Below are 26,068 nucleotides of genomic sequence, written 5' to 3'. Positions count from 1 at the left end.
CTTGCTGGTTCCCCCCGCGCGCCGCCCCTCGGATACAAGCACGCCGTCCCGGCCCGGCCCCGTGCCCGGCCCGTACGACGACACACCGCGCGAAGCCCTCGCCACCATCGGCCCGTTCGGACCGGCGGCCCCCGAGCCGCCGCGCCGGCGCACCGTCCCGCTCACGGCGGCCGCCACGGTCGTCGTGCTCGCGCTGCTGGGCCTGGGGATCTACGCCCTGAGCCGCGGCGAGCAGGGCAACGGCGGCAACGACGCCAAGAGCTCGGCCTCGGCGCCCGGTTCGCCGAGCCCGTCCGCCCCGTACCCCAGCCCCACGCCGTCCCAGGCCCAGAGCCCGGGCCCCACCCCGACACCTACCCCCACCCCGACGCCTACGCCGACCCCCACTCCCACGCCCACCCCGCCGCCCGCGCCCTCGCAGCCCCAGGACGGCGGCGGCGAGGGTGCGGGAGGCGGCGGCCGCTGGATCGCACAGCTGTACTCCGAGCCCAAGAGCTCGGGCACCGCCGTCCGCGACCAGCGCCTCGCGAGCATCCGCGCCACCGTCCCCGAGGCCCAGGTGCTGGACAGCTCCCGGTACGCCTCGCTCAACCCCGGCTACTGGGTGGTCTACGCACCCGGCCCGTTCGCCGACGGCAGGGCCGCGCTGTCCTTCTGCGCCGGCCGCGGCCGGACGACGGCCAACCAGTGCATCGGCCGCTGGCTGAGCACGGACGAGGCCGACCACGACTACCAGTGCACCCCTCCTGCCGCCAGCCCCGGCGGCCGCTGCCGGCACGCGTAGCCGGAGGCCCGGCTACAAGCTGTCCAGGAAGGCCAGGGCGACCGTCCACGCCTGCTCGGCGGCCTGCTCGTCGTAGTCCGGCAGGTCCGGGTCGGTGAACAGGTGCCCCGCACCGGGGTAGCTGTGCACCTCCACGTCCGCGCCCGCGCGCTGCATCCGCAGGTACCACGCGGTCAGCCAGTCGTGCGGCTCGAACGGGTCGGGCTCGGCCACGTGCAGCTGCACCGGCAGGCCGTCCACCGCCGCGTCGTCCGCGATGTCCGCCGTGCCGTGCAGCAGGAGCAGCCCGCGCGCCTTCTCGTCGGCCAGGGCCAGCTGCTGGGCGACCGAGCCGCCGAAGGAGAGGCCCGCATAGACCAGCCCCTGGTCCGACAGCGGGGCCGCGGCCGAGACGGCCCGCCTCAGCAGCTCGTCGCGGCCGATCTCGTCCCGAAAGGCCATGCCTTCCTCGACCGTGTCGAAGGTGCGCCCCTCGAAGAGGTCCGGCACCGTCACCCGGTGTCCGGCGGCGCGCAACCGGTCGGCCGCCGCCAGCACCGCGGGCCGCAGCCCGTACGTCGAATGGAAGAGCATGATGTCCATGGGACCCATCGTGCCAGTTTCCGCCGACATCGTTCGGTTACGTTCTCAGGCATGGAGATGGAGACCGTCCTGCGTCCGCTGGCCGTCGTCGGCGGCGTGGTCGTGGTCACCCTGCTCGCGGGGTGGCTGCTGGACCTGTTGCTGCGCCACGCCGACGCCCGGCACGGCGAGACCCCGCTGTGGGGGTTGCTGCGCCGCTGCCGGGTGCCCTTCCAACTGGTGCTGGCGGCCGGGCTGCTGAGAGCCACGTACCGGCAGGCGCGGGTACTGCCCGGCCACGCCGGCGGACTCGGGCAGGCGCTGACCCTGGTGCTGATCGCGGCCGCCGCCTGGCTGCTGGTGCGGATCGCCACGGCGGTCGTGGACACCGCGTACGCGCGCTACGCGCTGGCCAGGGCCGCCGACGAGGCCCGGGTGCGCCGGATCCGCACCCAGGTCACGCTCATCCACCGGGTGGTCACCGCGGTGGTCGTGGTGGTGGCGCTGGCGGCGATGCTGCTGACCTTCCCCGCGATGCGGACGCTGGGCGCGTCGATGCTGGCCTCCGCCGGCGTGCTCGGCATCGTGGCGGGCATCGCCGCCCAGTCCACCCTCGGCAACGTCTTCGCCGGGCTGCAGATCGCCTTCGGCGACACGGTCCGGATCGGCGACACCGTGGTCGTGGACAAGGAGTGGGGGAAGGTCGAGGAGATCACGCTGACCTTCCTGACCGTACGCACGTGGGACGAGCGCCGGATCACCATGCCGGTCTCGTACTTCACCGGCAAGCCGTACGAGAACTGGTCACGCGGCGGCGCGGAGATGACCGGCACGGTGTTCCTGCACGTGGACCACACCGCTCCGGTCGAGCTGATGCGGGAGAAGCTCCAGGAGATCCTCGCCGGCGTCCCGGAGTGGGACGGGCGCACCGGCACCCTGGCGGTCACCGACACGGCCCCGCACACCATGGAGCTGCGCGCGGTGGTCTCGGCGGCGAACGCCGACGACATCTGGACGGTCCGCTGCGCGGTCCGCGAGCGGCTGATCGCCTGGCTGTGCGCGGAGCACCCGTACGCCCTCCCCCGCATCTCCACGTCCCGGGCCGTCGCCGCGCCCGGGACGCCGGACTGAGCGGTCCTGCGTCGGGCCCTCGTGGTCGCTGGTCGCTACGGCGCAGCCGCCCGACAGGCCTGGGCCGCCACGTCCTTGGAGACGGCGGCCTCGTCGAGGCTGGCGGTGCAGCTCGTCTGGTTGCCGATCTGGCCTTGGTAGCACGCCTGCCGGACGACATCCATGGTCTGCGCGCTCTGCTGCCCGCCGTGTTGCGAGACGTACTGCGCGCAGGCCTCCATGTCCGCGTGGGCGGCCGGTGCGGCGAGGACGACGCCGCCGGCGGCGAGGGCCAGGCCGGCGAGGATGCCGGGGATACGAGCCGACGATCGCATGCGGATGCACCTGCTCTCTCGGTCGGTCACGCGATCCGCGAGCACACCGGACCGCGGGCGGGGGCGGCACGGAGCAGGCAGTCCGAGGGGCGACCGGCTCTGCGCATCGGTCACCCTCGCCCTTCCGACGCTAGAACACCGCTCCGGTGCCCGCACGTCAGGCGATCACGCGGCCGGGCCGTCAGGCGGCCGGGCGCTCAGACGGACAGCGGGCGGCGCATCGAGCGGTGCGCGATGCCGGCTTCCTCGAACTCCGGCCCGTACGCGACGTAGCCGAGCTGCTCGTAGAAGCCCAGGGCGTGCGTCTGCGCGCCGAGGTCGACGGCGGTCAGGCCCAGCCGGGCCGCCTCCGCCTCCAGCGCGCGGACCAGCGCCGCGCCCACGCCCGTCCCGCGGGCGGACTTCAGCACGGCCAGCCGGCCCAGCGAGGCGACGTCGGCGGAGCCGGTCTTGGCGACGGCGGCCGGGCCGTGCAGCAGCCGGCCGGTGCCGAGCGGGCTGCCGTCGGGGCCGACCGCGAGGACGTGCACGGCGTCCGCGTCGTAGGCGTCGTACTCGATCGACTCGGGCACGGACTGCTCGACCACGAAGACCTCGGTGCGGACGGCGAAGCAGGCCGCGCGGTCCGCCTCGGTCCGGGCGACGCGGACCTCGTACGGCTCGGGGGCGGGGCCGGCCGCGGGCGACGCCGTCATTCGCTCTCGGCCCGGATCACGTCCAGGGCGTGCTGGAGGTCCGCCGGGTAGTCGCTGGCGAACTCCACCCACTGCCCGTCGGCCGGGTGCTCGAAACCGAGCCGTACGGCGTGCAGCCACTGCCGGGTCAGGCGGAGCCGCTTGGCGATGGTCGGGTCGGCGCCGTAGGTGAGGTCGCCCACGCACGGGTGCCGGTGCGCCGACATGTGCACGCGGATCTGGTGGGTGCGCCCGGTCTCCAGCTTGATGTCGAGCAGCGAGGCGGCGCGGAAGGCCTCGATGAGGTCGTAGTGGGTGATGGACGGCTTGCCGTCCTGGACGACGGCCCACTTGTAGTCGGCGCTCGGGTGCCGCCCGATGGGGGCGTCGATGGTGCCGCTCATCGGGTCCGGGTGGCCCTGGACCAGCGTGTGGTAGCGCTTGTCGACGATGCGCTCGCGGAACTGGTGCTTGAGCGAGGTGTACGCGCGCTCGGACTTGGCGACGACCATCAGGCCGGACGTGCCGACGTCGAGGCGGTGCACGATGCCCTGGCGCTCGGCCGCGCCGGAGGTGGAGATCCGGTAGCCGGCGGCGGCCAGGCCGCCGATGACGGTGGTGCCGGTCCAGCCGGGGCTCGGGTGCGCCGCGACGCCGACGGGCTTCATGATGACGACGATGTCCTCGTCGTCGTGGACGATCTCCATGCCCTCGACCGGCTCGGCCACGATCTCGACGGGCCGCGCGGGGGCGGGCATCTCGACCTCCAGCCAGGCGCCGCCGTGGACCCGCTCGGACTTCCCGACGACGCTGCCGTCGACCGAGACCTTGCCCGACGCGGCCAGCTCGGCGGCCTTGGTCCGGGAGAAGCCGAACATGCGCGCGATGGCGGCGTCGACGCGCTCGCCTTCGAGGCCGTCCGGAACGGGCAGGGTGCGGATCTCGGGAATCGTACTCACCCGTCGAGTATGCCGGACGCCGGGCGGCGGTCCGTCCGGGATCGGTCCGCGATCAGTCCTTGTGGACGGTCCCGTCCGGGTCCAGGCCCCGGAAGGACAGCAGCACGATCAGGATGCCGCCGCACACGATCGCCGAGTCCGCGAGGTTGAAGACGGCGAAGTGGGAGGGGGCGATGAAGTCCACGACGGCCCCGCGGAAGACGCCGGGCGAGCGGAAGATCCGGTCGGTGAGGTTGCCGAGCGCGCCGCCGAGCAGCAGGCCGAGGGCGATGGCCCAGGGCAGGCTGTAGAGCTTGCGCGCCAGCCGCACGATCACCACGATCACGGTGGCCGCGATGCAGGTGAAGATGATCGTGAAGGCCTCGCCGAAGCCGAAGGCGGCGCCGGGGTTGCGGATCGCCTCGAACTTCAGCAGGTCGCCGACGACCCTGATCGGCGGCTGGTGCTCCAGCTTCTCGACCACGAGGATCTTGCTGCCGAGGTCGAGGAGGTAGGCCAGCACGGCCACCACGAGCAGCGCCGTGATCCGGCGGCGCCCCTTGGGCTCCGTGGCCTCCGGCTGCGGCTGCGTCGCGTCGTCCCCGACCTCCGGCGTACCGATGATGCGCTCCGCCTCTGCCACGTGAGTCCCTCGAACTAGCTCGACAACTGTGACGAGGGTACGTCAGGCGGCCCTCGTCAGTGTCGCCGCTCCTGCTTCTGCTTGCACTCCACGCACAGGGTGGCCCGCGGGAAGGCCTGCATCCTGGCCTTGCCGATGGGTTTGCCGCAGTTCTCGCAGAGCCCGTACGTGCCCGCCGCCAGCCGGTCCAGGGCCCGCTCGGTCTGCTCCAGCATCTCGCGGGCGTTCGTGGCCAGGGCCATCTCGTGCTCACGGGTGATGTTCTTGGTGCCGGTGTCGGCCTGGTCGTCGCCCGCGCCGTCGCCGGCGTCCCGCATCAGGCCCGCGATGGCCAGCTCGGAGGCGTCCAGCTCGGCACGCAGCCGCTGCACCTCGTCCAGCAGCTCGGTCCGGGCCTCGGCGACCTCGGCGGGCGTCCAGGGGTCCTCACCGGGCCGTACGGCCAGCTCGCCGGGCTCGGCGGCCTGGGCGACCCCACGGGCCTTGGGCAGGCCGCTCGTGGCGGCCGTGGCCGCCTTCCTGGACGTGCCCGTACCCGTGTTCTTCTTGGCAGCCACGTTCCCCGCTCCCATCTGGATGGTGGACTGGTCGGCGGCGGGCGCCGCCCCCTCGGCCTCGGCCTCCTGGGCGGAGGCCGCCGTGCCGGGCGTCTTCGTCGCCTTGGCCGTCCGGCTGGTCCGGCCCGGCGCCTTCTTCGCCACGGCCTTGCGGGCCGGGGCCTTCTTCACCACGGCCCTGGCCGACGCCTTGGCGGCCTTGGCGGCCTTGGCGGCTTTGGCCGGCGGCCGCTCCGGGGCGTGGGCCAGGGTCTTGCGGGCGACGGTGGCTCCGGTGACGGCGACGTCGTGCACCTCGCCGAAGTCGGCGACATGGGTCGCGGGCGCGTGCGGCAACGTCTTACGGGCCGCGACGGCCCCGGAAACAGCCTCAGAAATCCCCGGCTCCGGCACCCCGGCCTTCGCGGCCACAGCCTTCTTCGCCACGGCGACCTTGGTGGCGGCCTTCTTCGCCGCAGCGGCGGCCTTGGCAGTGACCTCCCCGGCCGCGGCACTCCTGGCGCCGGCCTTCGCGGCGCCGGCGATCTTGCCCGTGGCCTTCTTGGCACCGGCCTTCTCGGCCGCGGCGGCCTTCCCCGCGCCGGCCTTCTTGGCCGCGACGCTCTTGGCCGCGGCCTTTTCGGCACCGACCTTCTTGGCAGCGGCCTTCTTGGCCGCGCCCTGCGGAGCCGCAGCCGCCACGACCGCAGCCCTACCGGCCGCCTTCTTCGCCGTGGCTTTCTCGGCCGCCACCGCCTTCCCCGCCCCGGCCTTCTCCTCCACCGCCTCGGCCGGCACTTTCTTGGCAGCCGACTTCTTGGCGGCCACCTTGACCGCCGCCTTCTTGGCGCCCGCCTTCCCAGCCACGGCCTCGGCCGCTGCCGTCCCGACGGCCGCCTTCTTCGCAGCCACCTTGACCGGCGCCTTCCCAGCAGCGGTCTTCCCAGCCGCCGCCTTCCCGGCCCCAGCCCTCGCCGCCGCCTTCTTGGCGCCCGCCGCCTCCCCAGCCACCGTCTCCGCCCCTACCGTCCCGACGGCCGCCTTCTTCGCAGCCCCCCTGGCCGGCGCCTTCCCAGCAGCGGTCTTCTCAGCCGCCACCTTCCCGGCCCCGGCCTTCCCGGCCACCGCCTCGGCCAGTCCCGTCCCGACGGCCGTCTTCTTCGCAGCCCTACTGGCCGGCACCTTCCTGGCAGCGGTCTTTCCGGCCGCCGTTTCCCCAGCCACGGCCTTCTCGGCCTGCGCCTGCTTGGCGGCCACCTCGACCGGCGCCTCCTCGGCAGCCGCCGTCCCGGCCGGAGCCTTCTTGACGGCTCCCTTCGTCGCAGCGACCTTGGCGGGCGCCTTCCTGGCAGCGGACTTCCCGGCCGGAGCCTTCTTCGCGGCCGTCTTCCCGGCCGGCGCCTTGGCCGCCGGTGCCTTCGTAGCGGCCCCCTTCGCCGCGGCCGCGCCGCCGGAAGCCTTCGCCGCCCCGCCAGGAGCCTTGCCACGGGCCTTCGCCGCGCCCGCCCCACCGGAGGCCTTGGCCGCGGCCTTCTTCCCGGCCGCCCCGCCAGGGGCTTTACCCGGGGCCTTGGCAGGGGCCTCCCCCGCGCCCGCCCCGCCGGAAGCCTTCGCCGCCCCGCCAGGGGCCTTGGCAGGAGCCTCCTCCGCGCCCGCCCCACCGGAGGCCTTGGCAGGGGCCTCCCCCGCGGCCGCCCCCCCGGAGGCCTTGGTCCCGTCGGGGGACGTCCTCTTCTTCGCCACCATGGCCGCGGCCCCTTCACATATTGTGATCTTGCTCGCGAATCGTGCTGGGACGATAAATCGACTCCAGCCCCGCGGCAACGGGGCGCGCATCCGGCGAGGCCAACCTGCATCCGTTGTGCCCAGCTCCGCGCCCGGCGAATCCGCCACCCGGCCCACCCGGGGGCCCGCATCCGCGCATCAGGCCATTCGGGTCACCCCGTGAGCCCCGCGCGCGCCACCGCGAAAACCGGTCTGCCGACCCTCCCCCCGGCCCGTACACTGGTCCCGGCGAAAGGCATGGATGGGGACGAGTAGCGTCGGACGCAGCCAGGAGCGACCCGGGGACGGTGAGAGCCCGGGGGCGAGCGCGACGTGAAGCATCACCCCGGAGCCGCCGGAAGAACACCCGCCCTGGCGGGTCAGTAGAACCGGCTCGCACCCCAATGAGGGGGCCACCGGACCCGTCCGGCGGCCAAGGAGGGTGGTACCGCGGGAGCCGCACGCGCTCTCGTCCCTCCGGACGGAGAGACAGACCCCGCCGGAGGAGACGTAAAGCCCCATGACGAACCCGCCGCAGTACCGCCCGGTACCCGCCCAGGTCGACCTGCCCGCCCTGGAACACGCCGTCCTGGAGTTCTGGCAGGAGAACAAGACCTTCGCCAAGACCCTGGAGCAGTCCGAGGGCCGCCCCGAGTGGGTCTTCTACGAGGGTCCGCCCACCGCCAACGGCATGCCCGGCGCGCACCACATCGAGGCCCGCGTCTTCAAGGACGTCTTCCCCCGCTTCCGCACCATGCGCGGCTACCACGTGGCCCGCAAGGCCGGCTGGGACTGCCACGGCCTGCCCGTCGAGCTCGCCGTCGAGAAGGAGCTCGGCTTCAGCGGCAAGCAGGACATCGAGGCGTACGGCATCGCCGAGTTCAACGCCAAGTGCCGCGAGTCCGTGCTCCGCCACACCGACGCCTTCTCCGACCTGACGACCCGCATGGGCTACTGGGTCGACCTGGACGACGCCTACGTCACGATGGACCCCGAGTACATCGAGTCGGTCTGGTGGTCGCTGAAGGAGATCTTCGGCAAGGGCCTGCTGGTCCAGGACCACCGCGTCGCCCCCTGGTGCCCCCGATGCGGCACCGGCCTGTCCGACCACGAGCTCGCCCAGGGCTACGAGACCGTCGTGGACCCCTCGGTCTACGTGCGCTTCCCGCTGACCTCCGGCCCGCTCGCCGGCGAGGCGGCCCTGCTGGTGTGGACGACCACCCCGTGGACCCTGGTGTCGAACACCGCGGTGGCCGCCCACCCCGAGGTGACCTACGTCGTCGCGACCGACGGGGAAGAGAAGATCGTCGTCGCCGCGCCGCTGCTGGAGAAGGCGCTCGGCGAGGGCTGGGAGGCCACCGGCCAGAGCTTCACCGGCAAGGAGATGGAGCGCTGGACGTACCGGCGCCCGTTCGAGCTGGTCCCCTTCGAGGCCCCGGCCCACTTCGTGGTCAACGCCGACTACGTCACCACCGAGGACGGCACCGGTCTGGTCCACCAGGCCCCGGCCTTCGGCGCCGACGACCTCGCGGTCTGCCGCGCGTACGGCCTGCCCGTCGTGAACCCGGTCCGCCCCGACGGCACTTTCGCCGAGGAGGTGCCGCTGGTCGGCGGCGTCTTCTTCAAGAAGGCCGACGAGCAGCTGACCGCCGACCTCGACGCCCGCGGCCTGCTCTTCAAGCACATCGCCTACGAGCACAGCTACCCGCACTGCTGGCGCTGCCACACCGCGCTGCTCTACTACGCGCAGCCGTCCTGGTACATCCGCACCACCGCGGTCAAGGACGCGATGCTGCGGGAGAACGAGAAGACCAACTGGTTCCCGGAGTCGGTCAAGCAGGGCCGCTTCGGCGACTGGCTCAACAACAACATCGACTGGGCGCTCTCGCGCAACCGCTACTGGGGCACCCCGCTGCCGATCTGGCGCTGCGAGGAGGGCCACCTCACCTGCGTCGGCTCGCGCGCGGAGCTGTCCGAGCTGAGCGGGACGGACCAGTCGGGGCTGGACCCGCACCGCCCGTTCATCGACGACGTCACCTTCACGTGCACCCACGAGGGCTGCGAACTCACCGCGGTCCGCGTGCCGGAGGTCATCGACGCCTGGTACGACTCGGGTTCGATGCCGTTCGCGCAGTACGGCTACCCGTACAAGAACAAGGAGCTGTTCGAGAAGCGCTACCCGGCGCAGTTCATCTCCGAGGCCATCGACCAGACCCGCGGCTGGTTCTACACGCTGATGGCCGTCGGCACGCTCGTCTTCGACAAGTCCAGTTACGAGAACGTGGTCTGCCTGGGCCACATCCTCGCCGAGGACGGCCGCAAGATGTCCAAGCACCTGGGCAACATCCTCCAGCCGATCCCGCTGATGGACCAGCACGGCGCGGACGCGGTGCGGTGGTTCATGGCGGCGGGCGGCTCCCCGTGGGCGGCGCGGCGCGTCGGCCACGGCACCATCCAGGAGGTCGTCCGCAAGACCCTGCTGACGTACTGGAACACGGTCGCCTTCCAGGCCCTGTACGCCCGCACCTCCAACTGGGCGCCGTCGGCGGCCGATCCGGCCCCGGCCGAGCGCACGGTCCTCGACAAGTGGCTGCTGTCGGAGCTGCACACGCTGGTGGCCGAGGTCACCGAGGCCATGGAGGCGTACGACACCCAGCGCGCCGGCAAGCTGCTGTCGGCGTTCGTCGACGACCTGTCCAACTGGTACGTCCGCCGCTCGCGCCGCCGCTTCTGGCAGGGCGACGCCGCCGCGCTGCGCACCCTGCACGACGTGGTGGAGACGGTCACCCGGCTGCTGGCCCCGCTGACCCCGTTCATCACCGAGCGGGTCTGGCAGGACATGGTCGTGGCGGTCACCCCGGACGCGCCCGAGTCCGTGCACCTGTCCAGCTGGCCGGAGCCGGACGCGGCGCTGGTGGACCCGGCGCTGTCGCAGCAGATGCTGCTGGTCCGCCGGCTGGTGGAGCTGGGCCGCGCCACGCGCGCCGAGTCGGGCGTCAAGACCCGCCAGCCGCTGTCGCGCGCGCTGGTCGCGGCCTCCGGCTTCGAGGCGCTCTCCCCCGAGCTGCACGCGCAGATCACCGAGGAGCTGAACGTCTCCTCGCTGGCCTCGCTGTCGGAGGTCGGCGGTTCGCTGGTGGACACGACGGCCAAGGCGAACTTCCGGGCGCTGGGCAAGCGGTTCGGCAAGGGTGTGCAGGACGTCGCGAAGGCGGTGGCCGCGGCCGACGCGGCGGCCCTGTCGCAGGCCCTGCGCGACGCCGGCGAGGCGGCCCTGGAGGTGAACGGCGAGACGATCGTCCTCACCCCCGAGGAGGTCATCATCACGGAGACCCCGCGCGAGGGCTGGTCCGTCGCCTCGGACTCCGGCGCCACGGTGGCCCTGGACCTGGAGATCACCCCGGAGCTGCGCCTGGCGGGCCTGGCCCGTGACGCGATCCGGCTGATCCAGGAGGCCCGCAAGAACTCCGGCCTGGACGTCGCGGACCGCATCGCCCTGCGCTGGAGCGCCTCGGACGACGAGGTCACCACGGCCCTGACCGACCACGCCGCCCTGATCGCGGACGAGGTCCTGGCCACGGACTTCGCCCCGGGCGAGGCCGACGGCGCGTACGGCGACCCGTTCACGGACGAGGCCCTGGGTCTGACCTTCCGGCTGCGCAAGGCGTAGGCACGGCGTAGCCGCCGGTCATCCCGTCACCCGGCCCGGCAACCCTTTCGGGGGCTGCCGGGCCGTCGTGCGTTCCGAAAGGATCAGCACATGGAAAAGCGGATCAAAGGGGCGGCAATTCTCGGAGCCGAAGCGGATCGGGCCGTATTCCTGGACGAGGACGACCTGGTGCACGAATACCGCAGACGTGGCGAAAAGGGTGGTGAATGGACACGGGAAGGAACCGCGCCGCGGCCGTGGCACGACGCCTTCCCGGAGGTGCACCACCAGATCCCGGCGGGTGACCTGGCCCGGATGGCGCTGCTGTTCGCCGACGGCATGAGCGATCTGCACTGGGTGCACTGCTCGCCGAGTGGCGGACAACACATCGTGTGCACGGCCCGGGAGCACACCGCGAAGACCGTCCGGCGCCCGGGGTGGTGGCCGCAGGACGGGGACCACCGGGTGGTCGGGGCGGTCGTCCTGCCGGGGGGCACGGTGCTGTACGCGGCCCAGGGCGCCCTGCACGTGGTCGCGGCCGGGCAACCCGGCAGCCGTACGCTCGCCCCCGCCCCGCCGGAGACCTCCGCGCTCTGCTTCGACGCGCTCACCGGTACGGTCCACTGCTTCGCCGGGCGGGGCTCGGTGCACGGGCTGAAGCTGGGCGGGGACCGGCCCGCGGACCACAGCCTGACCCCGGCCGAGGTCCGGCCGGTCGGTTCCCTCTGGCCCTGACCGGGCCGGGACCGGACAAGGGCCGGGCCCGGGATCCGCAAGGGAACCCGGGCCCGGCCCTGGCGCCGTCCGTCAGGACGGCGAAACGGTCTTGACGATCACCGTCGCGACGACCGTCGTCTCTAGTTGTCGTCCTCGTCGATCAGGAAGCCCCGCATCGGCGAGGGCGCCTGCTGCATCGGCTGCGGAGCGGCCGGCCGGACCGGAGCCATCGGCTGGGTCATCGCCGGGGACATCTGCTGCTGGCCGCCGTACGAGGGGGCACCGCCCATGGGGGACGGGGCGCCCATCGGGGCCGGACCGCCCATGCCGTGACCCATCGCACCGGCCGGAGCCATCGACGGCGCCGGGGACGGCGGCAGCGAGGCGGTGGCCGGGGTCCGCGGCGGGGCGAGGGAGTCGTCGGCCTGGGTCTCCAGCTGGCGCAGCTGCGACTCCAGGTAGGACTTCAGGCGGGTGCGGTACTCGCGCTCGAAGCCGCGCAGGTCCTCGACCTTGCGCTCCAGCGTGGCGCGGGCGGACTCCAGGGAGCCCATGGCGACACGGTGCTTCTCCTGGGCGTCCCGCTCCAGGGCGTCGGCCTTGGCGCGGGCGTCCCGCTCCAGGCCCTCGGCGCGCGACCGGGCCTCGCCGACGATCTTGTTGGCCTCGGAGCGGGCCTCCGCGATCGCCTGGTCGGCGGTCTGCTGGGCGAGCGAGAGGACACGGGCGGCGCTGTCACCGCCGGGGCCCTGGGCGGGCGGCGGCAGCTGCGGCTGCTGCATGCCCATGGGCTGGCCCATCGGCTGCATCTGCTGGCCCATGGGCTGGCCCATCGGCTGGCCGAGCGGGTTCTGGCCGCCCATGCTGTGCTGCATCGGGCCGCCCATCGGGCCGGGGCCCTGCGGTCCGTGGCCCCCGGGGCCGGCCGGCAGCTGGGGCGCACCGCCCGGCAGCTGGGGCGGGCCCATCTGCGGCTGCTGCGGCGGGCCGGATATGGCCGCCGGGACCGGGGCGCCCGGACCGCGCTGGTCCTGCGGCTCCGGCTTGCGCATGCCCTGCTGCTGCTGGCTCTGCGCGGCGGCACGCGTGGCGGCGGCCAGCTTGGCGCGCAGGTCCTCGTTCTCGCGCAGCAGGCGCGTCAGCTCGGCTTCGACCTCGTCCAGGAAGGCATCGACCTCGTCCTCGTCGTAGCCTTCTCGGAGACGGACGGTCGTGAACTGCTTGTTCCGCACGTCCTCGGGGGTCAGCGGCATCTCTTCTTCACCTCTACGTAGTCGTCGGCAGTCGGCAAGACCGAATCGTTCACACGCTTCTCGCAGCTGTGCTCACGAGACTGATCAAGATGTAAACGATGATCATCAGAACGAAGAAGGACAGGTCGAGTGCCACGCCCCCGAGACGCAACGGCGGGATGAACCGCCGCAGAAGCTTCAGCGGTGGATCGGTGACAGTGTAGGTGGCCTCAAGAACGACCACCATCGCCTTCCCGGGTTGCCATGACCGAGCGAACTGGAAGACGTAGTCCATGACCAGTCGGAAGATCAACACGATGAGGAAGCACATCAGCGCGATGTAGACCACCTGCAGTGCGACGCCCATCCCGTGCTTCCCTCTCCCCGTTTGCTCTCGCTGTCCGGCCTAGCTCTGGTTGAAGAACCCGCCCTCCGCGATGCGGGCCTTGTCCTCCGCCGTGACATCGACGTTAGCAGGCGACAGCAGAAACACCTTCTGTGTCACGCGTTCAATACTTCCGTGCAGTCCGAACACGAGACCGGCCGCGAAGTCCACCAGGCGCTTGGCGTCCGTGTCGTCCATCTCGGTCAGGTTCATGATCACGGGGGTGCCCTCGCGGAAGTGTTCCCCGATGGTACGGGCCTCGTTGTAGGTCCGGGGGTGCAGCGTCGTGATGCGGTACGGCTCCCGCTCCGAGACGACCTTGGGCATGATCACGGGGGCGTTCTTCTCCAGATTCGGGCGTTCAGGTGTGATGGATGCCACGGGGGCGATTCGTGCGGGTCGTCCGCTTTCGACCGGCAATGGTGCGGGTTCGCGTTGCGCCGGAGGCTGCACGACTCGTACCGGTTCGTCCGTTACGGGCGGCTGGTGTGCCGGCTGGGGCCGACGGTCCCGCTCCCGGACCGGCTGGGGCTCCGGTTCGGGCTCGAACTCGTCATCGGGGTCGTATCCGGGGTTGTCGTACCGGTCGTCCTCCACGAGGCCGAGGTAGACCGCCATCTTGCGCATCGCGCCGGCCATTCTCCGAGTCCTCCGCTCTGTGGTGGATCGCCCTGCCACCAATGTCCCTGTGTCACTGTCTTCGTGTCACAAAAGTCACCAACTGCCCGCGATCCACGCGGTCTACCCACCCTTCGATGGGAATGACCATATTTTCTGCTGTGGTCCGACTTTCTTCGCGACGTTACCCGAGCCGGGGTCTCGCGCCGAGTACCGCAGTGCCGACGCGTACATGTGTCGCACCGGCCATGACGGCCTGTTCCAGGTCGGAGCTCATTCCGGCCGACACCATCGTGGCAGCCGGATGGTCCGCGCGCAGGCGGGATGACAATTCCACCAGGCGCTCGAAAGCGGCCTGTTCGCGTCCCGCGTACGGTCCGGACAGCGGGGCCACGGTCATCACTCCGTCCAGCCGCAGTCCGGGGGCGGCGGCCACCTGCTCCGCCAACTCCCCCAGCAGGTCCGGCGCCGCACCGCCGCGCTCGCCCCGCTCGCCCGACTCGGCGTCGAGGGCGATCTGCACCAGGCAGCCGAGCTCCCGCTCGGCCTTCCCGGCGGCCGCGGAGAGAGCGGTCACGAGGCGGGCGCGGTCGACAGACTGCACCACATGGGCATAACCCGCCACGGAACGGACTTTGTTCGTCTGCAACTGGCCGACGAAGTGCCAGGTGAGCGGCAGATCCGCGCAGGCCGCCGCCTTGGGCGCGGCATCCTGGTCGCGATTCTCCGCCACATGACGGACGCCCAGCTCCGCCAGGAGTCGTACGTCGCTCGCGGGGTAGGTCTTGGTGACGACGATGAGCGTCACCTCGTCCCGCGAGCGCCCGGCCGCCGCGCAGGCGGCCGAGATACGTTCCTCCACCTGCCGGAGGTTCGCCGCGAGCTCGGCCTTACGATCCGTCATCCTTCAGTCCAACCAGACATATCCGGCAAGCCGCCCGGTCACCCGGTCGCGGCGGTACGAGAAGTGGTCCCGCGACTCCAGTGTGCAGATGGGGGACCGCACGATGTCGGCCACCCCCAGTTCCGCCAACTGCGCGTGCACGCCCGCGACCACGTCGACGGCCGGGGTCCCCCAGCTGGTCTCGGCGTACGCGGCGGGCACCGCCTCGGCGACCGCGGCCCGCATGGCGTCGGGCACCTCGTAGCAGCGGCCGCAGACCGCCGGGCCGGTCCGCGCGACGATCCGGCCGGGTTCGGCGCCGAGTCCGGCCATCGCCTCGACGGCGGCGGGCACCACTCCGGCGACCAGTCCGGGCCGGCCTGCGTGCGCGGCGGCCGCGACCCCGGCGACGGGGTCCGCCAGCAGGACGGGGGTGCAGTCGGCGGTGAGCACCGCCAGCGGCACTCCCCGGCGGGCGGTCACCACCGCGTCCACGGCGGGGATCTCTTCACCCAGCGGCCAGGGGCCGTCGACCACGGCCACGTCCCGGCCGTGGACCTGGTTCATCCAGACCACCCGGCCGGGGTCGATCCCCAGGAACCGCGCGGCGCGCCCGCGGTTCTCGGTCACGGCGGCCGGGTCGTCGCCGACGGCGCCGCCGAGGTTGAGCTCCTCGTACGGAACGGCGCTCACCCCGCCCCACCTGTCGGTGAAGGCGAAGTGCGCGCCGCTCACGGTGTGCTGCTGTCCTATGGTCACTTCAAGAAGTCCGGGACATCCAGTTCCTCGGCCGGGCTGTCCTGGTACGGCCGGGCGGTGGGAACCTGCGGGGCGCCGGCGGCCGGAACCGGCGGGACCTCGCTGACCGGGGCCGGCTCGACCGGGGCCGGGGGCTCCTCGCGCGGGGTCACGCTGCCCAGTCCGCCGAAGGCCGGGCGGGCCGGCTCGGCGGCGCGGACCGGGGCGGGCGGCTCCTCGCGCTTGGTGGACGCGGCGCCGATGACGTTGTCGCGGCGGGCCGGGGGCTGTCCGCCGTCGAAGCCGGCGGCGATGACGGTGACCCGCACCTCGTCGCCGAGGGCGTCGTCGATGACGGCGCCGAAGATGATGTTCGCCTCGGGGTGCGCGGCCTCGCTGACCAGCTGGGCGGCCTCGTTGATCTCGAACAGGCCGAGGTCCGATCCGCCGGAGATGGACAGCAGGACGCCGCGGGCGCCGTCGATGGAGGCCTCCAGCAGCGGCGAGGAGATCGCCATCTCGGCGGCGGCCACCGCACGGTCGTCGCCGCGGGCCGAGCCGATGCCCATGAGCGCCGAGCCGGCCTCGGACATCACGGACTTGACGTCGGCGAAGTCGAGGTTGATCAGGCCCGGGGTGGTGATGAGGTCGGTGATGCCCTGCACACCGCTCAGCAGCACCTGGTCGGCCGACTTGAAGGCGTCGAGCACCGAGACCTGGCGGTCCGAGATGGACAGCAGCCGGTCGTTGGGGATGACGATGAGGGTGTCGACCTCTTCGCGGAGCTCGGCGATGCCGTCCTCCGCCTGGTTGGCGCGACGGCGGCCCTCGAAGGTGAAGGGCCGGGTGACCACACCGATCGTCAGGGCGCCGAGCGAGCGGGCGATGTTCGCGACGACCGGGGCACCACCGGTGCCGGTGCCGCCGCCCTCGCCGGCGGTGACGAAGACCATGTCGGCCCCCTTGAGGACCTCCTCGATCTCCTCGCGGTGGTCCTCTGCCGCCTTGCGACCGACGGCCGGGTTGGCGCCGGCGCCGAGGCCGCGGGTCAGTTCGCGGCCGACGTCGAGCTTGACGTCGGCGTCGCTCATCAACAGCGCCTGCGCGTCCGTGTTGATGGCGATGAACTCGACGCCCTTGAGACCGACCTCGATCATTCGGTTGATGGCATTGACACCACCGCCGCCGACACCGATGACCTTGATGACTGCGAGGTAGTTCTGCGGTGCTGCCACGTCGAAGGCCTCTCGCCTCGATTACGTGTCGCCGCCTCGCGGGCCTGCGGTGCGACGACTGATGCCGAAATGTGGGACGGTCCGAACGCGCCGACCCGAACCCTAACCCTGAAGTTTAGGGTTAAGGATGTGTCTGTTCCTCGGGACTCTCCGAACAGGACACTAAGTCGACAAGTAGCGCGTGTTCAACGAACACGCCGAACCTCCCGTTTTTCTTTTCACCCTATGTGATCACCCATATCGCTGGCCAACCAGGGTGCGTCGCTGTTGGACCGAACGTCAACTCCCGGACACCGCAGGGGCCGTGGGGGCGCTCACGTCGAAGTGGTCAGCCTTGGGCGCGGCTTTCAGCAGGGCGGTCAGCGCACGTCCTTTTGCCGCCCCCTGCTCCGGGCTGCCCCACACCACGCGCCGCCCGCCGGTCAACTCCAGCACCACGGAATCGTACGAAGAGACCTTGAGCCGCACGGTCTGCCCGGCCACGGCCTCGGGGAGGTCCCGCGCGATGCCCACCGACTCGTGCAGCAGCCGCTCCTCGTCGAACCGGCGGCCGCTCGGGGACTGCGCCGCGGACAGTTCCAGGACCGGTACGCCGGCGGGCGCCTGTCCGACCGTGTCGAAACGCACACCCGAAGCGTCCACTTCGACGAAGTCCTTGCCCTTGCCGATGAGCAGGACGGGTCGGCGTTCCGTCACTTTCAGCCCGATTCCGTGCGGCCAGGCACGCACCACATCGACCGATTCGATGCGGGGCAGACGGCCGCGCAGCCGCATCCCGATCTCCTCGGTGTCCACGGACGCCAGCGGGGCCCCGACGGGCACCTGGGCGGCGCCGAGCACCTGTTCGGGGGTGAGCACCTCGGTGCCGGTGGCGGTGACCTTCTCCACCCGCAGCCAGTCGGAGCCGTAGAACACCCAGCTGCCGCTGCCGGCCAGCAGGACGGCGGCGGACAGGGCCGCCAGCACCGGGCCCCGGCGCAGTACGCCACCGGGGCCCAGGGGGCCGGATCCCCTCGACGACTTCGACGACTTCGACGGCTTCGACGACTTCGCTCCGGCCACTTCGGTGCCTCCTGCGTCAGCTGTTCCTACGGGCGGCGATCGCCTCGTAGACCATGGCGACCAGCAGCTCGTCGGCGTCCCGGCGGCCGAACTCGGCCGCGGCGCGGGACATCTCGTACAGCCGGTGCGGGTCACCGAGCACCGGGAGGACCTGGCTCTGCACCCACTCGGGGCTCAGCTCCGCGTCGTCCACGAGCAGGCCGCCGCCCGCCTTGACCACCGGCTGGGCGTTCAGCCGCTGTTCGCCGTTGCCGATCGGCAGCGGCACGTACGCGGCGGGCAGCCCGACGGCGGAGAGCTCGGCGACGGTCATCGCGCCCGCGCGGCACAGCATCATGTCGGCCGCGGCGTACGCCAGATCCATCCGGTCCAGGTACGGTACCGGGACGTACGGCGGCATCCCGGGCATGTTGTCGACACGCGGGACCTCGTTCTTCGGGCCGACCGCGTGCAGGATCTGGATCCCGGAGCGCTGGAGGGTCGGCGCGACGGCCTGGACGACCTCGTTGAGCCGGCGCGCGCCCTGCGAGCCGCCCGACACCAGCAGCGTCGGCAGGTTGGGGTCGAGGCCGAACGCGGCCCGCGCCTCGGGACGGACCGCGGCCCGGTCGAGGGTGGCGATGGAGCGGCGCAGCGGGATGCCCACGTAGCGGGCGCCGCGCAGCTTGCTGTCGGGCGTGGAGACCGCCACGGCGTGCGCGTAGCGGGAGCCGATCTTGTTGGCCAGGCCCGGCCGCGCGTTGGCCTCGTGGACGATGATCGGCACGCCGAGCCGCTTGGCGGCCAGGTAGCCGGGCAGCGCCACGTAGCCGCCGAAGCCGACGACGCAGTCGGCCTTCGTGCGCTCCAGGATCTGCTCGGCGGCCTTGATGGTGCCGCGCAGCCGTCCCGGGACGGTGATCAGCTCGGGCGTGGGCTTGCGGGGCAGCGGCACGGCGGGGATCAGCCCCAGCTCGTAGCCGCGCTCCGGGACCAGCCGGGTCTCCAGTCCGCGCTCCGTACCGAGGGCCGTGATGCCCACGGTGGGGTCCTGCCTGCGCAGGGCGTCCGCGAGGGCGAGCGCCGGCTCGATGTGGCCGGCGGTCCCCCCACCGGCGAGTACGACATGCACCGAAATTCACCGCTCTCCGGACGGACGCCTCAGGACGCGCCGTCTCATCGACTTACCAATCAGCCCTGCCCGCTTCCAGCCGAACTTCGGCTGTCGCATCGCGAGCGCCGCGCGCGCCGCCGGCTCCTCCCGCGCGAAGGCGATGAGCAGTCCGACCGCGAACATGGTCGGCAGCAGGGCGGACCCCCCGTAGGAGAACAGCGGGAGCGGGACTCCGGCGATCGGCAGCAGACCGAGCACCGCACCGATGTTGATCACGGCCTGCGCCGTGATCCAGGTGGTCACGCCTCCCGCGGCATACCTGACGAAGGGATCCTCCGTGCGTCCGGCCACGCGGATACCCGCATAGCCTAGAGCCGCGAACAGGGCGAGTACCGACAGCGTCCCCGCCAGGCCCAGTTCCTCCCCGGTGATGGCGAAGATGAAGTCGGTGTGGGCTTCGGGCAGTTGCCCCCATTTTTCCACACTCGCGCCGAGACCGGAACCGAACCATCCGCCGGACGCGAGGGCGTAGATCCCGTGTACGGCCTGCCAGCACATGTCGCCTTTGCCCGGATCGGTGGCGCCCAGGCAGGCGAGCCGCTCCATGCGGTGCGGACTGGTCCTGATGAGCACCGCGACGATCACACCCGCGAAGGCGAGCACCCCGACGAACAGCCGGGTCGGCGCCCCCGCGAGCCACAGCAGGCCGAAGAGCACGGCGCTGAGGATCATCGCCGTGCCCATGTCCCCGCCGAGCATGATGAGCCCGAGCAGCAGGAAGGCCACCGGGACCAGCGGCACCAGGAGGTGCTTCCACTGGCTCAGCAGCCCCTTGTCGCCCTTGCGGGCCAGCAGGTCGGCGCCCCACAGGATCAGCGCCAGCTTGCCGAACTCGCTGGGCTGGAGCATGAACGGGCCGCCCAGCGAGATCCAGTTCTGGTTGCCGTTGACCGACTTCCCTATCCCCGGGATCTGCACGAGGACCATGAGGAACAGGGTGGCGGCCAGCACCGGGTACGACAGTGCCCGGTGCAGCTTCACCGGCATCCGCGAGGCGGCCAGCAGCAGCCCGGTGCCCAGCAGGGCGGCCACGAACTGCTTCTTGAAGAAGTACGCGTCTCCCAGGCCCAGCTGGAGCGCCTTGATCATGGACGCCGAGTAGACCATCACCAGGCCGAGCACGGTGATGAGCAGCGCACTGCCGAAAATCAGGTAATACGCCGTGAGGGGGCGGTCCCAGGCCCGGCGCAACTGCCGCTGGGTACGCCGCAGCCGCTCCAGGGGCCCGCGCCGGGCGGGCCCCTTCGGCCTCGGTGCGGGCCGTCTGCGGCCCTGCGTCCGCACGGCGGACGGCCGCCGCCCGGACAGGACTTGCTTGGCCGGCATCTGTGTCTTCCCCTCCACTCCTGCGAGCAGCCGGTCAGACAGGGCCCCTGCCCCGGACCCGGGCGACCTAGGCGCTCTCCGCGGCCAGTTGGCGCACCGCGTCGGCGAACGCGTCTCCGCGCTTGTTGTAGTTCGCGAACATGTCCATCGAGGCGCAGGCGGGCGCCAGCAGGACGGTGTCGCCGGGCTCCGCGAGCCGGGCCGCTTCCCGGACCGCCGCGAGCATCGCCCCAGTGTCGGTCCGGTCGAGGTCCACGACCGGGACCTCGGGGGCGTGTCGCGCCAGCGCGTCCCTGATCAGCGCCCGGTCGGCGCCGATCAGCACGGCCGCGCGCAGCCGCTTGGCCGAGGCGCGCACCAGGTCGTCGAAGGCCGCGCCCTTGGCCAGGCCCCCGGCGATCCAGACGATCGGCTCGTAGGCGGCCAGCGAGGCCTCCGCGGCATGGGTGTTGGTCGCCTTGGAGTCGTCGATGTACGTGACCCCGCCGACCTCGGCGACGTACGCGATGCGGTGCGCGTCGGGGCGGAAGGCGCGCAGGCCGTCGCGGACCGCGCGCGGCTCCACGCCGTAGGCCCGGGCGAGAGCCGCGGCGGCGAGGGCATTGGCGATGTTGTGCGGGGCCGGCCCGGGGGCTGCCGGGTCGGTCCCCCGGGACGCCGCGGCGACGTCGGAGACCTCGGCGAGCTCCTGGGCGTTCTTCTGCCGGTTCTGGACGAACGCGCGGTCGACCAGGACGTCGCCCACCACGCCGAGCATGGAGGGGCCGGGGGCGCCGAGGGTGAAGCCGATGGCACGGCAGCCCTCCACGACGTCGGCCTCCTCGACCAGGCGCTCGGTGGCCGGGTCGGCGACGTTGTACACGCAGGCGACCTGGTTGCCCTCGTAGATCCGGCCCTTGTCGGCGGCGTACGCCTCCATGCTGCCGTGCCAGTCGAGGTGGTCGGGGGCCAGGTTCAGCACGGCCGCGGAGTGGGCGCGTACCGAGGGGGCCCAGTGCAGCTGGTAGCTGGACAGCTCCACGGCCAGCACGTCGTACTCCTCGTCGCCGAGGATCACGTCGATGATGGGGGTGCCGATGTTGCCGACGGCGGCGGTGCGCAGGCCGGCGGCCGTCAGGATCGACGCCAGCATCTGGGTGGTGGTCGTCTTGCCGTTCGTGCCGGTGATCGCCAGCCAGTCGGCCGGGGCCGTGTGCGCTGCGTCGGCGCCGACGGCTCCGGCGGCCGCGGCGCGGCGCAGGGCCCCGAGCTCACGCAGCCGCCAGGCGATCTCGACGTCGCCCACGACGTCCACGCCGGCCGCGGCGGCCGCCGTGAACAGCGGGCTGCCCGGCTGCCAGCCGGGCGAGGTCACGACCAGCTCGGTGCCCTCCGGCAGGACGTCCCCGGCGCGGGAGCCGTCGGCCAGGTGCCCGAGGCGGGTCTCGATGCCCAGTTCGGCCAGCTCCGCGGCGCGCGCCCGGTGCGCGTCGCCGTCGCCGTTGTCGACGACGGTCACGGCCGCCCCGAGCCGGGCCAGCGCACGGGCGGCGCTGATGCCGCTCACGCCGAGCCCGGCCACGGTGATGCGCCGCGGCAGCCCGTAGCGCGCGAGGGCGTCGGGCCCGGACACGGCCATCGGCCCCGGGTCGTCCGTCATGCCCGCCGCGGGCGAGTTGGTGCTCACTTTTCGGCTGCCCATCCGGCGTAGAAGATTCCGAGGCCCACGATGACGCACATGCCCTGGATGATCCAGAACCGGACCACGACCAGGACCTCGGACCAGCCCTTGAGTTCGAAGTGGTGCTGGAGCGGTGCCATCCGGAAGACCCGCTTGCCGGTGAGCCGGAAGGAGCCGACCTGGATGACCACGGACAGGGTGATCAGGACGAAGAGGCCGCCCAGCAGCGCGATCAGCAGCTCGGTGCGGGAGCAGATGGCCAGACCCGCCAGCGCGCCGCCGAGGGCGAGCGAGCCGGTGTCACCCATGAAGATCTTGGCGGGCGAGGTGTTCCACCACAGGAAGCCGAAGCAGGCACCCATCAGGGCGGAGGCGACGACCGCGAGGTCGAGCGGGTCGCGGACCTCGAAGCAGGCCGCCGGGTTGGTCAGCGTCGCGGCGTTGGCGCAGGACTCCTGGAACTGCCAGACGCCGATGAACGTGTAGGCGCCGAAGACCATCACGGAGGCGCCGGTGGCCAGGCCGTCGAGGCCGTCGGTGAGGTTCACGCCGTTGGACATCGCCAGGATCATGAACAGGGCCCAGACGACGAACAGCACCGGGCCGATCGACCAGCCGAAGTCGCTGACGAACGACAGCTTCATGGACGCCGGGGTGTTGCCGCGGATGTCCTTGAACTGCAGTGCCAGCACGGCGAAGGCGACGCCGACGATCAGCTGGCCGGCCATCTTGGCCTTCGCCCGCAGACCCAGCGAGCGCCGCTTGACGATCTTGATGTAGTCGTCCAGGTAGCCGACCAGGCCCATGCCCGTCATCAGGAAGAGCACCAGCAGGCCGGAGAAGGACGGCTCGCTGCCGGTCAGCACCTTCGTCAGGGCGTACGCGGCGAGCGTCGCCAGGATGAAGGAGATGCCGCCCATGGTGGGCGTGCCCTTCTTCCCCGCGTGGCCGCGCGGGCCGTCGTCGCGGATGAACTGGCCGTAGCCCTTGCGGGCCAGCAGTTTGATCAGCAGCGGGGTGCCGATGATGGTCAGGAACATACCGATGACACCCGCGAACAGGATCTGCCTCATCGGCCGGCGACCTCGCCTTCCAGCAGCGCCTGTGCGACCCGCTCGAGACCGGCCGACCTGGATGCCTTCACCAGCACGACGTCTCCCGGGCGCAGTTCACTGCGCAACAGGTCGACCGCCGCCTGCGCGTCGGACACGAGCACCGACTCCTCACCCCACGAACCCTCGTTATATGCGCCCAGTTGCAGCCAGGACGCTTCCCTGCCCCCGACTGCCACGAGCTTGCTCACGTTGAGCCGGACGACAAGTCGTCCGACCGCGTCGTGCTCGGCGAGCGAGTCGTCACCGAGCTCGGCCATGGGACCGAGCACCGCCCACGTGCGGCCCCCGTTCGCCTGGGCGGCGCCGCCCATCGCGGCGAGCGCGCGCAGTGCGGCCCGCATGGACTCGGGGTTCGCGTTGTAGGCGTCGTTGACGACCGTCACGCCGTCGGCCCGCTCGGTGACCTCCATCCGCCAGCGGGACAGCGTGCCCGCTGCGGAGAGCGCGGTGGCGATCTCGTCGACGGACATGCCCAGCACATGGGCGACGGCGGCCGCGGCGAGCGCGTTCGACACGTGGTGCTCACCGTACAGCCGCAAGGTCACGTCGCTGCACCCGGTGGGTGTGTGCAGTGTGAAGGAAGGCTGTCCCTGGGGCGTCATCCGGACATCCGTGGCCCGTACGTCGGCGTCCTCGGCCTCGCCGAACAGGACGGTACGGGCCTTCGTACGCGCGGACATGGCTCGGACGAGGAGGTCGTCGGCGTTGAGGACGGCGACCCCGCCATCGGCCTCGCCGGGCAGGGCCTCGACCAGCTCGCCCTTGGCCTCGGCGATGGCCTCGCGGCCGCCGAACTCGCCGATGTGGGCGGTGCCGACGTTGAGCACCAGGCCGATGCGGGGCGGGGTGAGGCCGGTGAGGTAGCGGATGTGGCCGATGCCGCGGGCGCCCATCTCCAGCACCAGGTGCCGGGTCTCCTCGGTGGCGCGCAGCGTCGTGATCGGCAGGCCGATCTCGTTGTTGAGGTTCCCCGGCGTCCACACGGTCGGCGCGTGGTGCTGGAGGACCTGGGCGATGAGGTCCTTGGTGGAGGTCTTGCCGGCCGAGCCGGTCAGGGCCACCACGTCGACGCCGGTCCGGGCGACGACCGCGCCGGCCAGCGCGCCGAGCGCGGCGACGACGTCGTCGACGACGACGGCGGGCACCCCGACGGGCCGGGCGGCCAGCACGGCGAGGGCGCCGGCGGAGACCGCGGCCCGGGCGTAGTCGTGGCCGTCGACGTGCTCGCCGACGAAGGCGGCGAAGAGGCTGCCGGCCGCGACCTGGCGGGAGTCGAACACGACCGGTCCGGTGACCGTCGCGGACGGATCCGGTATGTCGTGGAGCTGCCCGCCGGTGATGTCGGCAATCTCGGCGAGGGAGAGGGGGATCAAGGGGTCACCTCGGCCTGTCGGGCGTGCGGTTTCGGGTCGGTGCCGGCTGCGGTGCGGCGGGCGGCCTGGTCGGCCTCGATCGCGGCGCGCAGGACGGCGCGGTCGTCGAAGGGGCGGACCTGGCCGGCGGTCTCCTGGCCCTGCTCGTGGCCCTTGCCCGCGACGAGGACGGTGTCGCCCGGCTCGGCGCGGGCGACGGCGGCGGCGACGGCCGCGGCGCGGTCGGCGTCCACCAGGACGGTGCCCCGCTCGGCGGCGGGCACGGACGCGGCGCCCTCCAGCATCGCCACGAGGATCTTGAGGGGGTCCTCGGAGCGCGGGTTGTCGGAGGTCAGGACGGCGGTGTCGGCGAACCGGGCCGCCGCGGCGCCCATCGGGCCGCGCTTGGTGGTGTCGCGGTCGCCGCCGCAGCCGAGCACGATGTGCAGCTTGCCCGCGGTGACCTCGCGCAGGGCGCGCAGGACCGATTCGACGGCGTCCGTCTTGTGCGCGTAGTCCACGACGGCCAGGTACGGCTGGCCCGCGTCGACGCGCTCCAGCCGGCCGGGCACGCCCGGTACGGCGGCGACGCCGTCGGCGGCGGTCTGCGGGTCCAGGCCGGCGGTGGCGAGGGTGACGATCGCGGCGACGGTGTTGGCGACGTTGAACGGGCCGGGCAGCGGGGCGGTGGCGGCGATGCGCTGCCCCTCGGGGCCGACCAGGGTCAGGGTGGAGTCCATGTGCCCGCTGACCACGTCCTCGGCGCGCCAGTCGGCGGCCGGGTCGCCGGCGGCGGAGAAGGTGACGACGGGGACGGTCGACTCCTTGGCGAGCCGGCGGCCGTACTCGTCGTCGATGTTCACCACGCCCAGGCGGGCCCGGGCCGGGGTGAACAGCTGGGCCTTGGCCTGGAAGTAGTCCTCCATGCCGGTGTGGAACTCCATGTGCTCCGGGCTCAGGTTGTTGAAGACGGCGACGTCGAAGACGCATCCGTCGACCCGGCCGAGCCTCAGGGCGTGGCTGGAGACCTCCATGGCGACGGCCTCGACGCCGCGTTCGCGCATGACCGCGAACAGCGCCTGGAGGTCGGTGGCCTCGGGGGTGGTCCGCTCGGACTTGATGCGCTCGTCGCCGATGCGCATCTCCACGGTGCCGACGAGTCCGGTGGTGCGTCCGGCCCCGCGCAGGCCGCCCTCGACCAGGTAGGCCGTGGTGGTCTTGCCGGAGGTGCCGGTGATGCCGATCTGGAGCAGTGCCTCGCCCGGCCGGCCGTAGATCGTGGCGGCGAGCTCGCCCATCCGGCCGCGCGGGTCGGCGACGGCCAGTACGGGCAGGCCGGTCGCGGCGGCGCGCTCGGCGCCGGCGGGGGTGGGCGGGGCGGCACCCGGGTGATGAGCTGCGGCTGGAGGGCCGTACAGGCGGGTGCGGCGGCCCGGGGTCCCCTTGCGCCCTTACTCGCCTGTGCGGCGCGCGTGGGCGCCGCACAGGTCCTCTCCGTCCCGCTCCATGCCCTCCGCGCGGCTACGCGCCCTTCAGGAGGGCGCGTATCGGGTGCCAGAGCTCCTCGACGTCGTCGGGGACCGTCCGCCACAGCAGGC

General features: G+C 72.4%; 22 protein-coding genes and 1 pseudogene. 4 read left to right on the top strand and 19 right to left on the bottom strand.

Going from position 1 to position 26,068, the window contains the following annotated elements:
- Positions 1-61 precede the first annotated feature (61 nt).
- The gene (locus GPJ59_RS13420) at positions 62-784 is read left to right on the top strand and encodes a hypothetical protein (RefSeq protein WP_219667318.1); all 723 of its coding nucleotides are present in this window, start codon (positions 62-64) and stop codon (positions 782-784) included.
- Between the two features lie 12 nt (positions 785-796).
- Here the strand turns inward: GPJ59_RS13420 and GPJ59_RS13415 are convergent, their stop codons facing one another.
- Positions 797-1,366 carry a dienelactone hydrolase family protein gene (locus GPJ59_RS13415; protein ID WP_219667317.1) on the bottom strand — a complete coding sequence of 190 codons (570 nt, stop codon included), beginning with the start codon at positions 1,364-1,366 and terminating at the stop codon, positions 797-799.
- Between the two features lie 57 nt (positions 1,367-1,423).
- Between GPJ59_RS13415 and GPJ59_RS13410 the strand changes: the two genes are divergently transcribed.
- Positions 1,424-2,476 (top strand): mechanosensitive ion channel family protein, encoded by a 1,053-nt coding sequence (locus GPJ59_RS13410; RefSeq protein ID WP_219667323.1) that lies wholly within the window; start codon positions 1,424-1,426, stop codon positions 2,474-2,476.
- 35 nt (positions 2,477-2,511) lie between these two features.
- Here GPJ59_RS13410 and GPJ59_RS13405 read toward each other — a convergent pair whose 3' ends face one another.
- From GPJ59_RS13405 to GPJ59_RS38490, 5 genes are all read right to left on the bottom strand, one after another.
- Positions 2,512-2,790, bottom strand: coding sequence for a hypothetical protein (locus GPJ59_RS13405; RefSeq protein WP_219667316.1), 279 nt, complete (start codon positions 2,788-2,790; stop codon positions 2,512-2,514).
- 197 nt (positions 2,791-2,987) lie between these two features.
- The gene (locus GPJ59_RS13400) at positions 2,988-3,485 is read right to left on the bottom strand and encodes a GNAT family N-acetyltransferase (RefSeq protein WP_219667315.1); all 498 of its coding nucleotides are present in this window, start codon (positions 3,483-3,485) and stop codon (positions 2,988-2,990) included.
- Positions 3,482-4,423 (bottom strand): RluA family pseudouridine synthase, encoded by a 942-nt coding sequence (locus GPJ59_RS13395; RefSeq protein WP_219667314.1) that lies wholly within the window; start codon positions 4,421-4,423, stop codon positions 3,482-3,484. Before GPJ59_RS13395 ends, GPJ59_RS13400 begins: the two co-directional genes overlap by 4 nt.
- Before the next feature lie 52 nt (positions 4,424-4,475).
- A complete protein-coding gene (lspA, locus tag GPJ59_RS13390; protein WP_219667313.1) occupies positions 4,476-5,045 on the bottom strand; it encodes a signal peptidase II in 570 nt (189 codons plus the stop codon).
- A 56-nt stretch (positions 5,046-5,101) separates the two neighbouring features.
- A complete protein-coding gene (locus tag GPJ59_RS38490) occupies positions 5,102-7,327 on the bottom strand; it encodes a TraR/DksA family transcriptional regulator (protein ID WP_308120276.1) in 2,226 nt (741 codons plus the stop codon).
- Between the two features lie 538 nt (positions 7,328-7,865).
- On the opposite strand from GPJ59_RS38490, the gene ileS reads away from it, so the two are divergent.
- On the top strand, positions 7,866-11,015 hold the full coding sequence (gene ileS, locus GPJ59_RS13375; protein WP_219667312.1) for an isoleucine--tRNA ligase: 3,150 nt from the start codon (positions 7,866-7,868) through the stop codon (positions 11,013-11,015).
- Between the two features lie 90 nt (positions 11,016-11,105).
- Complete coding sequence (locus GPJ59_RS13370) at positions 11,106-11,729, top strand: hypothetical protein (protein WP_219667311.1); 624 nt, start codon at positions 11,106-11,108, stop codon at positions 11,727-11,729.
- A gap of 122 nt (positions 11,730-11,851) precedes the next feature.
- Here the strand turns inward: GPJ59_RS13370 and GPJ59_RS13365 are convergent, their stop codons facing one another.
- The 13 genes and pseudogenes from GPJ59_RS13365 to GPJ59_RS13305 form a co-directional block, all read right to left on the bottom strand.
- On the bottom strand, positions 11,852-12,964 hold the full coding sequence (locus GPJ59_RS13365) for a DivIVA domain-containing protein (protein WP_219667310.1): 1,113 nt from the start codon (positions 12,962-12,964) through the stop codon (positions 11,852-11,854).
- Between the two features lie 49 nt (positions 12,965-13,013).
- On the bottom strand, positions 13,014-13,310 hold the full coding sequence (locus GPJ59_RS13360; protein WP_219667309.1) for a YggT family protein: 297 nt from the start codon (positions 13,308-13,310) through the stop codon (positions 13,014-13,016).
- Between the two features lie 39 nt (positions 13,311-13,349).
- Positions 13,350-13,967, bottom strand: a complete 618-nt coding sequence (locus GPJ59_RS13355) for a cell division protein SepF (protein ID WP_219667308.1) — start codon at positions 13,965-13,967, stop codon at positions 13,350-13,352.
- A 163-nt stretch (positions 13,968-14,130) separates the two neighbouring features.
- Positions 14,131-14,850, bottom strand: coding sequence for a YggS family pyridoxal phosphate-dependent enzyme (locus GPJ59_RS13350; protein WP_219667307.1), 720 nt, complete (start codon positions 14,848-14,850; stop codon positions 14,131-14,133).
- A 3-nt stretch (positions 14,851-14,853) separates the two neighbouring features.
- A complete protein-coding gene (gene pgeF, locus GPJ59_RS13345) occupies positions 14,854-15,564 on the bottom strand; it encodes a peptidoglycan editing factor PgeF (protein WP_219667321.1) in 711 nt (236 codons plus the stop codon).
- Between the two features lie 20 nt (positions 15,565-15,584).
- Positions 15,585-16,802, bottom strand: coding sequence for a cell division protein FtsZ (ftsZ, locus tag GPJ59_RS13340; RefSeq protein WP_219667306.1), 1,218 nt, complete (start codon positions 16,800-16,802; stop codon positions 15,585-15,587).
- 279 nt (positions 16,803-17,081) lie between these two features.
- Complete coding sequence (locus GPJ59_RS13335) at positions 17,082-17,864, bottom strand: cell division protein FtsQ/DivIB (protein ID WP_374200847.1); 783 nt, start codon at positions 17,862-17,864, stop codon at positions 17,082-17,084.
- Positions 17,865-17,880: 16 nt separating this feature from the next.
- The gene (murG, locus tag GPJ59_RS13330) at positions 17,881-18,975 is read right to left on the bottom strand and encodes an undecaprenyldiphospho-muramoylpentapeptide beta-N-acetylglucosaminyltransferase (RefSeq protein WP_219667305.1); all 1,095 of its coding nucleotides are present in this window, start codon (positions 18,973-18,975) and stop codon (positions 17,881-17,883) included.
- A 6-nt stretch (positions 18,976-18,981) separates the two neighbouring features.
- The gene (gene ftsW, locus GPJ59_RS13325; protein ID WP_219667304.1) at positions 18,982-20,343 is read right to left on the bottom strand and encodes a putative lipid II flippase FtsW; all 1,362 of its coding nucleotides are present in this window, start codon (positions 20,341-20,343) and stop codon (positions 18,982-18,984) included.
- Positions 20,344-20,410: 67 nt separating this feature from the next.
- Positions 20,411-21,961 carry a UDP-N-acetylmuramoyl-L-alanine--D-glutamate ligase gene (gene murD / locus GPJ59_RS13320; RefSeq protein ID WP_219667319.1) on the bottom strand — a complete coding sequence of 517 codons (1,551 nt, stop codon included), beginning with the start codon at positions 21,959-21,961 and terminating at the stop codon, positions 20,411-20,413.
- A gap of 44 nt (positions 21,962-22,005) precedes the next feature.
- A complete protein-coding gene (mraY, locus tag GPJ59_RS13315) occupies positions 22,006-23,076 on the bottom strand; it encodes a phospho-N-acetylmuramoyl-pentapeptide-transferase (RefSeq protein ID WP_219667303.1) in 1,071 nt (356 codons plus the stop codon).
- Positions 23,073-24,491, bottom strand: a complete 1,419-nt coding sequence (locus GPJ59_RS13310; RefSeq protein WP_219667302.1) for a UDP-N-acetylmuramoyl-tripeptide--D-alanyl-D-alanine ligase — start codon at positions 24,489-24,491, stop codon at positions 23,073-23,075. Before GPJ59_RS13310 ends, mraY begins: the two co-directional genes overlap by 4 nt.
- Positions 24,488-25,891, bottom strand: a pseudogene (locus GPJ59_RS13305) (UDP-N-acetylmuramoyl-L-alanyl-D-glutamate--2,6-diaminopimelate ligase); the annotation flags it as partial. The pseudogene GPJ59_RS13305 and the gene GPJ59_RS13310, both read right to left, overlap by 4 nt.
- Positions 25,892-26,068: the final 177 nt, after the last annotated feature.

The sequence above is a fragment of the Streptomyces bambusae genome, assembly GCF_019400985.1.
Taxonomy (GTDB): Bacteria; Actinomycetota; Actinomycetes; order Streptomycetales; family Streptomycetaceae; genus Streptomyces; species Streptomyces bambusae_A.
This window is presented reverse-complemented; position numbering and strand designations above follow the sequence as displayed.

Coding starts and splice junctions, on each gene's coding strand:
- GPJ59_RS13415 (WP_219667317.1), bottom strand. CDS start 1,366: ATGGACATCATGCTCTTCCATTCGACGTACGGGCTGCGGCCCGCGGTG.
- GPJ59_RS13410 (WP_219667323.1), top strand. CDS start 1,424: ATGGAGACCGTCCTGCGTCCGCTGGCCGTCGTCGGCGGCGTGGTCGTG.
- GPJ59_RS13405 (WP_219667316.1), bottom strand. CDS start 2,790: ATGCGATCGTCGGCTCGTATCCCCGGCATCCTCGCCGGCCTGGCCCTC.
- GPJ59_RS13400 (WP_219667315.1), bottom strand. CDS start 3,485: ATGACGGCGTCGCCCGCGGCCGGCCCCGCCCCCGAGCCGTACGAGGTC.
- GPJ59_RS38490 (WP_308120276.1), bottom strand. CDS start 7,327: ATGGTGGCGAAGAAGAGGACGTCCCCCGACGGGACCAAGGCCTCCGGG.
- ileS (WP_219667312.1), top strand. CDS start 7,866: ATGACGAACCCGCCGCAGTACCGCCCGGTACCCGCCCAGGTCGACCTG.
- GPJ59_RS13370 (WP_219667311.1), top strand. CDS start 11,106: ATGGAAAAGCGGATCAAAGGGGCGGCAATTCTCGGAGCCGAAGCGGAT.
- GPJ59_RS13365 (WP_219667310.1), bottom strand. CDS start 12,964: ATGCCGCTGACCCCCGAGGACGTGCGGAACAAGCAGTTCACGACCGTC.
- GPJ59_RS13360 (WP_219667309.1), bottom strand. CDS start 13,310: ATGGGCGTCGCACTGCAGGTGGTCTACATCGCGCTGATGTGCTTCCTC.
- GPJ59_RS13355 (WP_219667308.1), bottom strand. CDS start 13,967: ATGGCCGGCGCGATGCGCAAGATGGCGGTCTACCTCGGCCTCGTGGAG.
- GPJ59_RS13350 (WP_219667307.1), bottom strand. CDS start 14,850: ATGACGGATCGTAAGGCCGAGCTCGCGGCGAACCTCCGGCAGGTGGAG.
- ftsW (WP_219667304.1), bottom strand. CDS start 20,343: ATGCCGGCCAAGCAAGTCCTGTCCGGGCGGCGGCCGTCCGCCGTGCGG.
- murD (WP_219667319.1), bottom strand. CDS start 21,961: ATGGCCGTGTCCGGGCCCGACGCCCTCGCGCGCTACGGGCTGCCGCGG.
- mraY (WP_219667303.1), bottom strand. CDS start 23,076: ATGAGGCAGATCCTGTTCGCGGGTGTCATCGGTATGTTCCTGACCATC.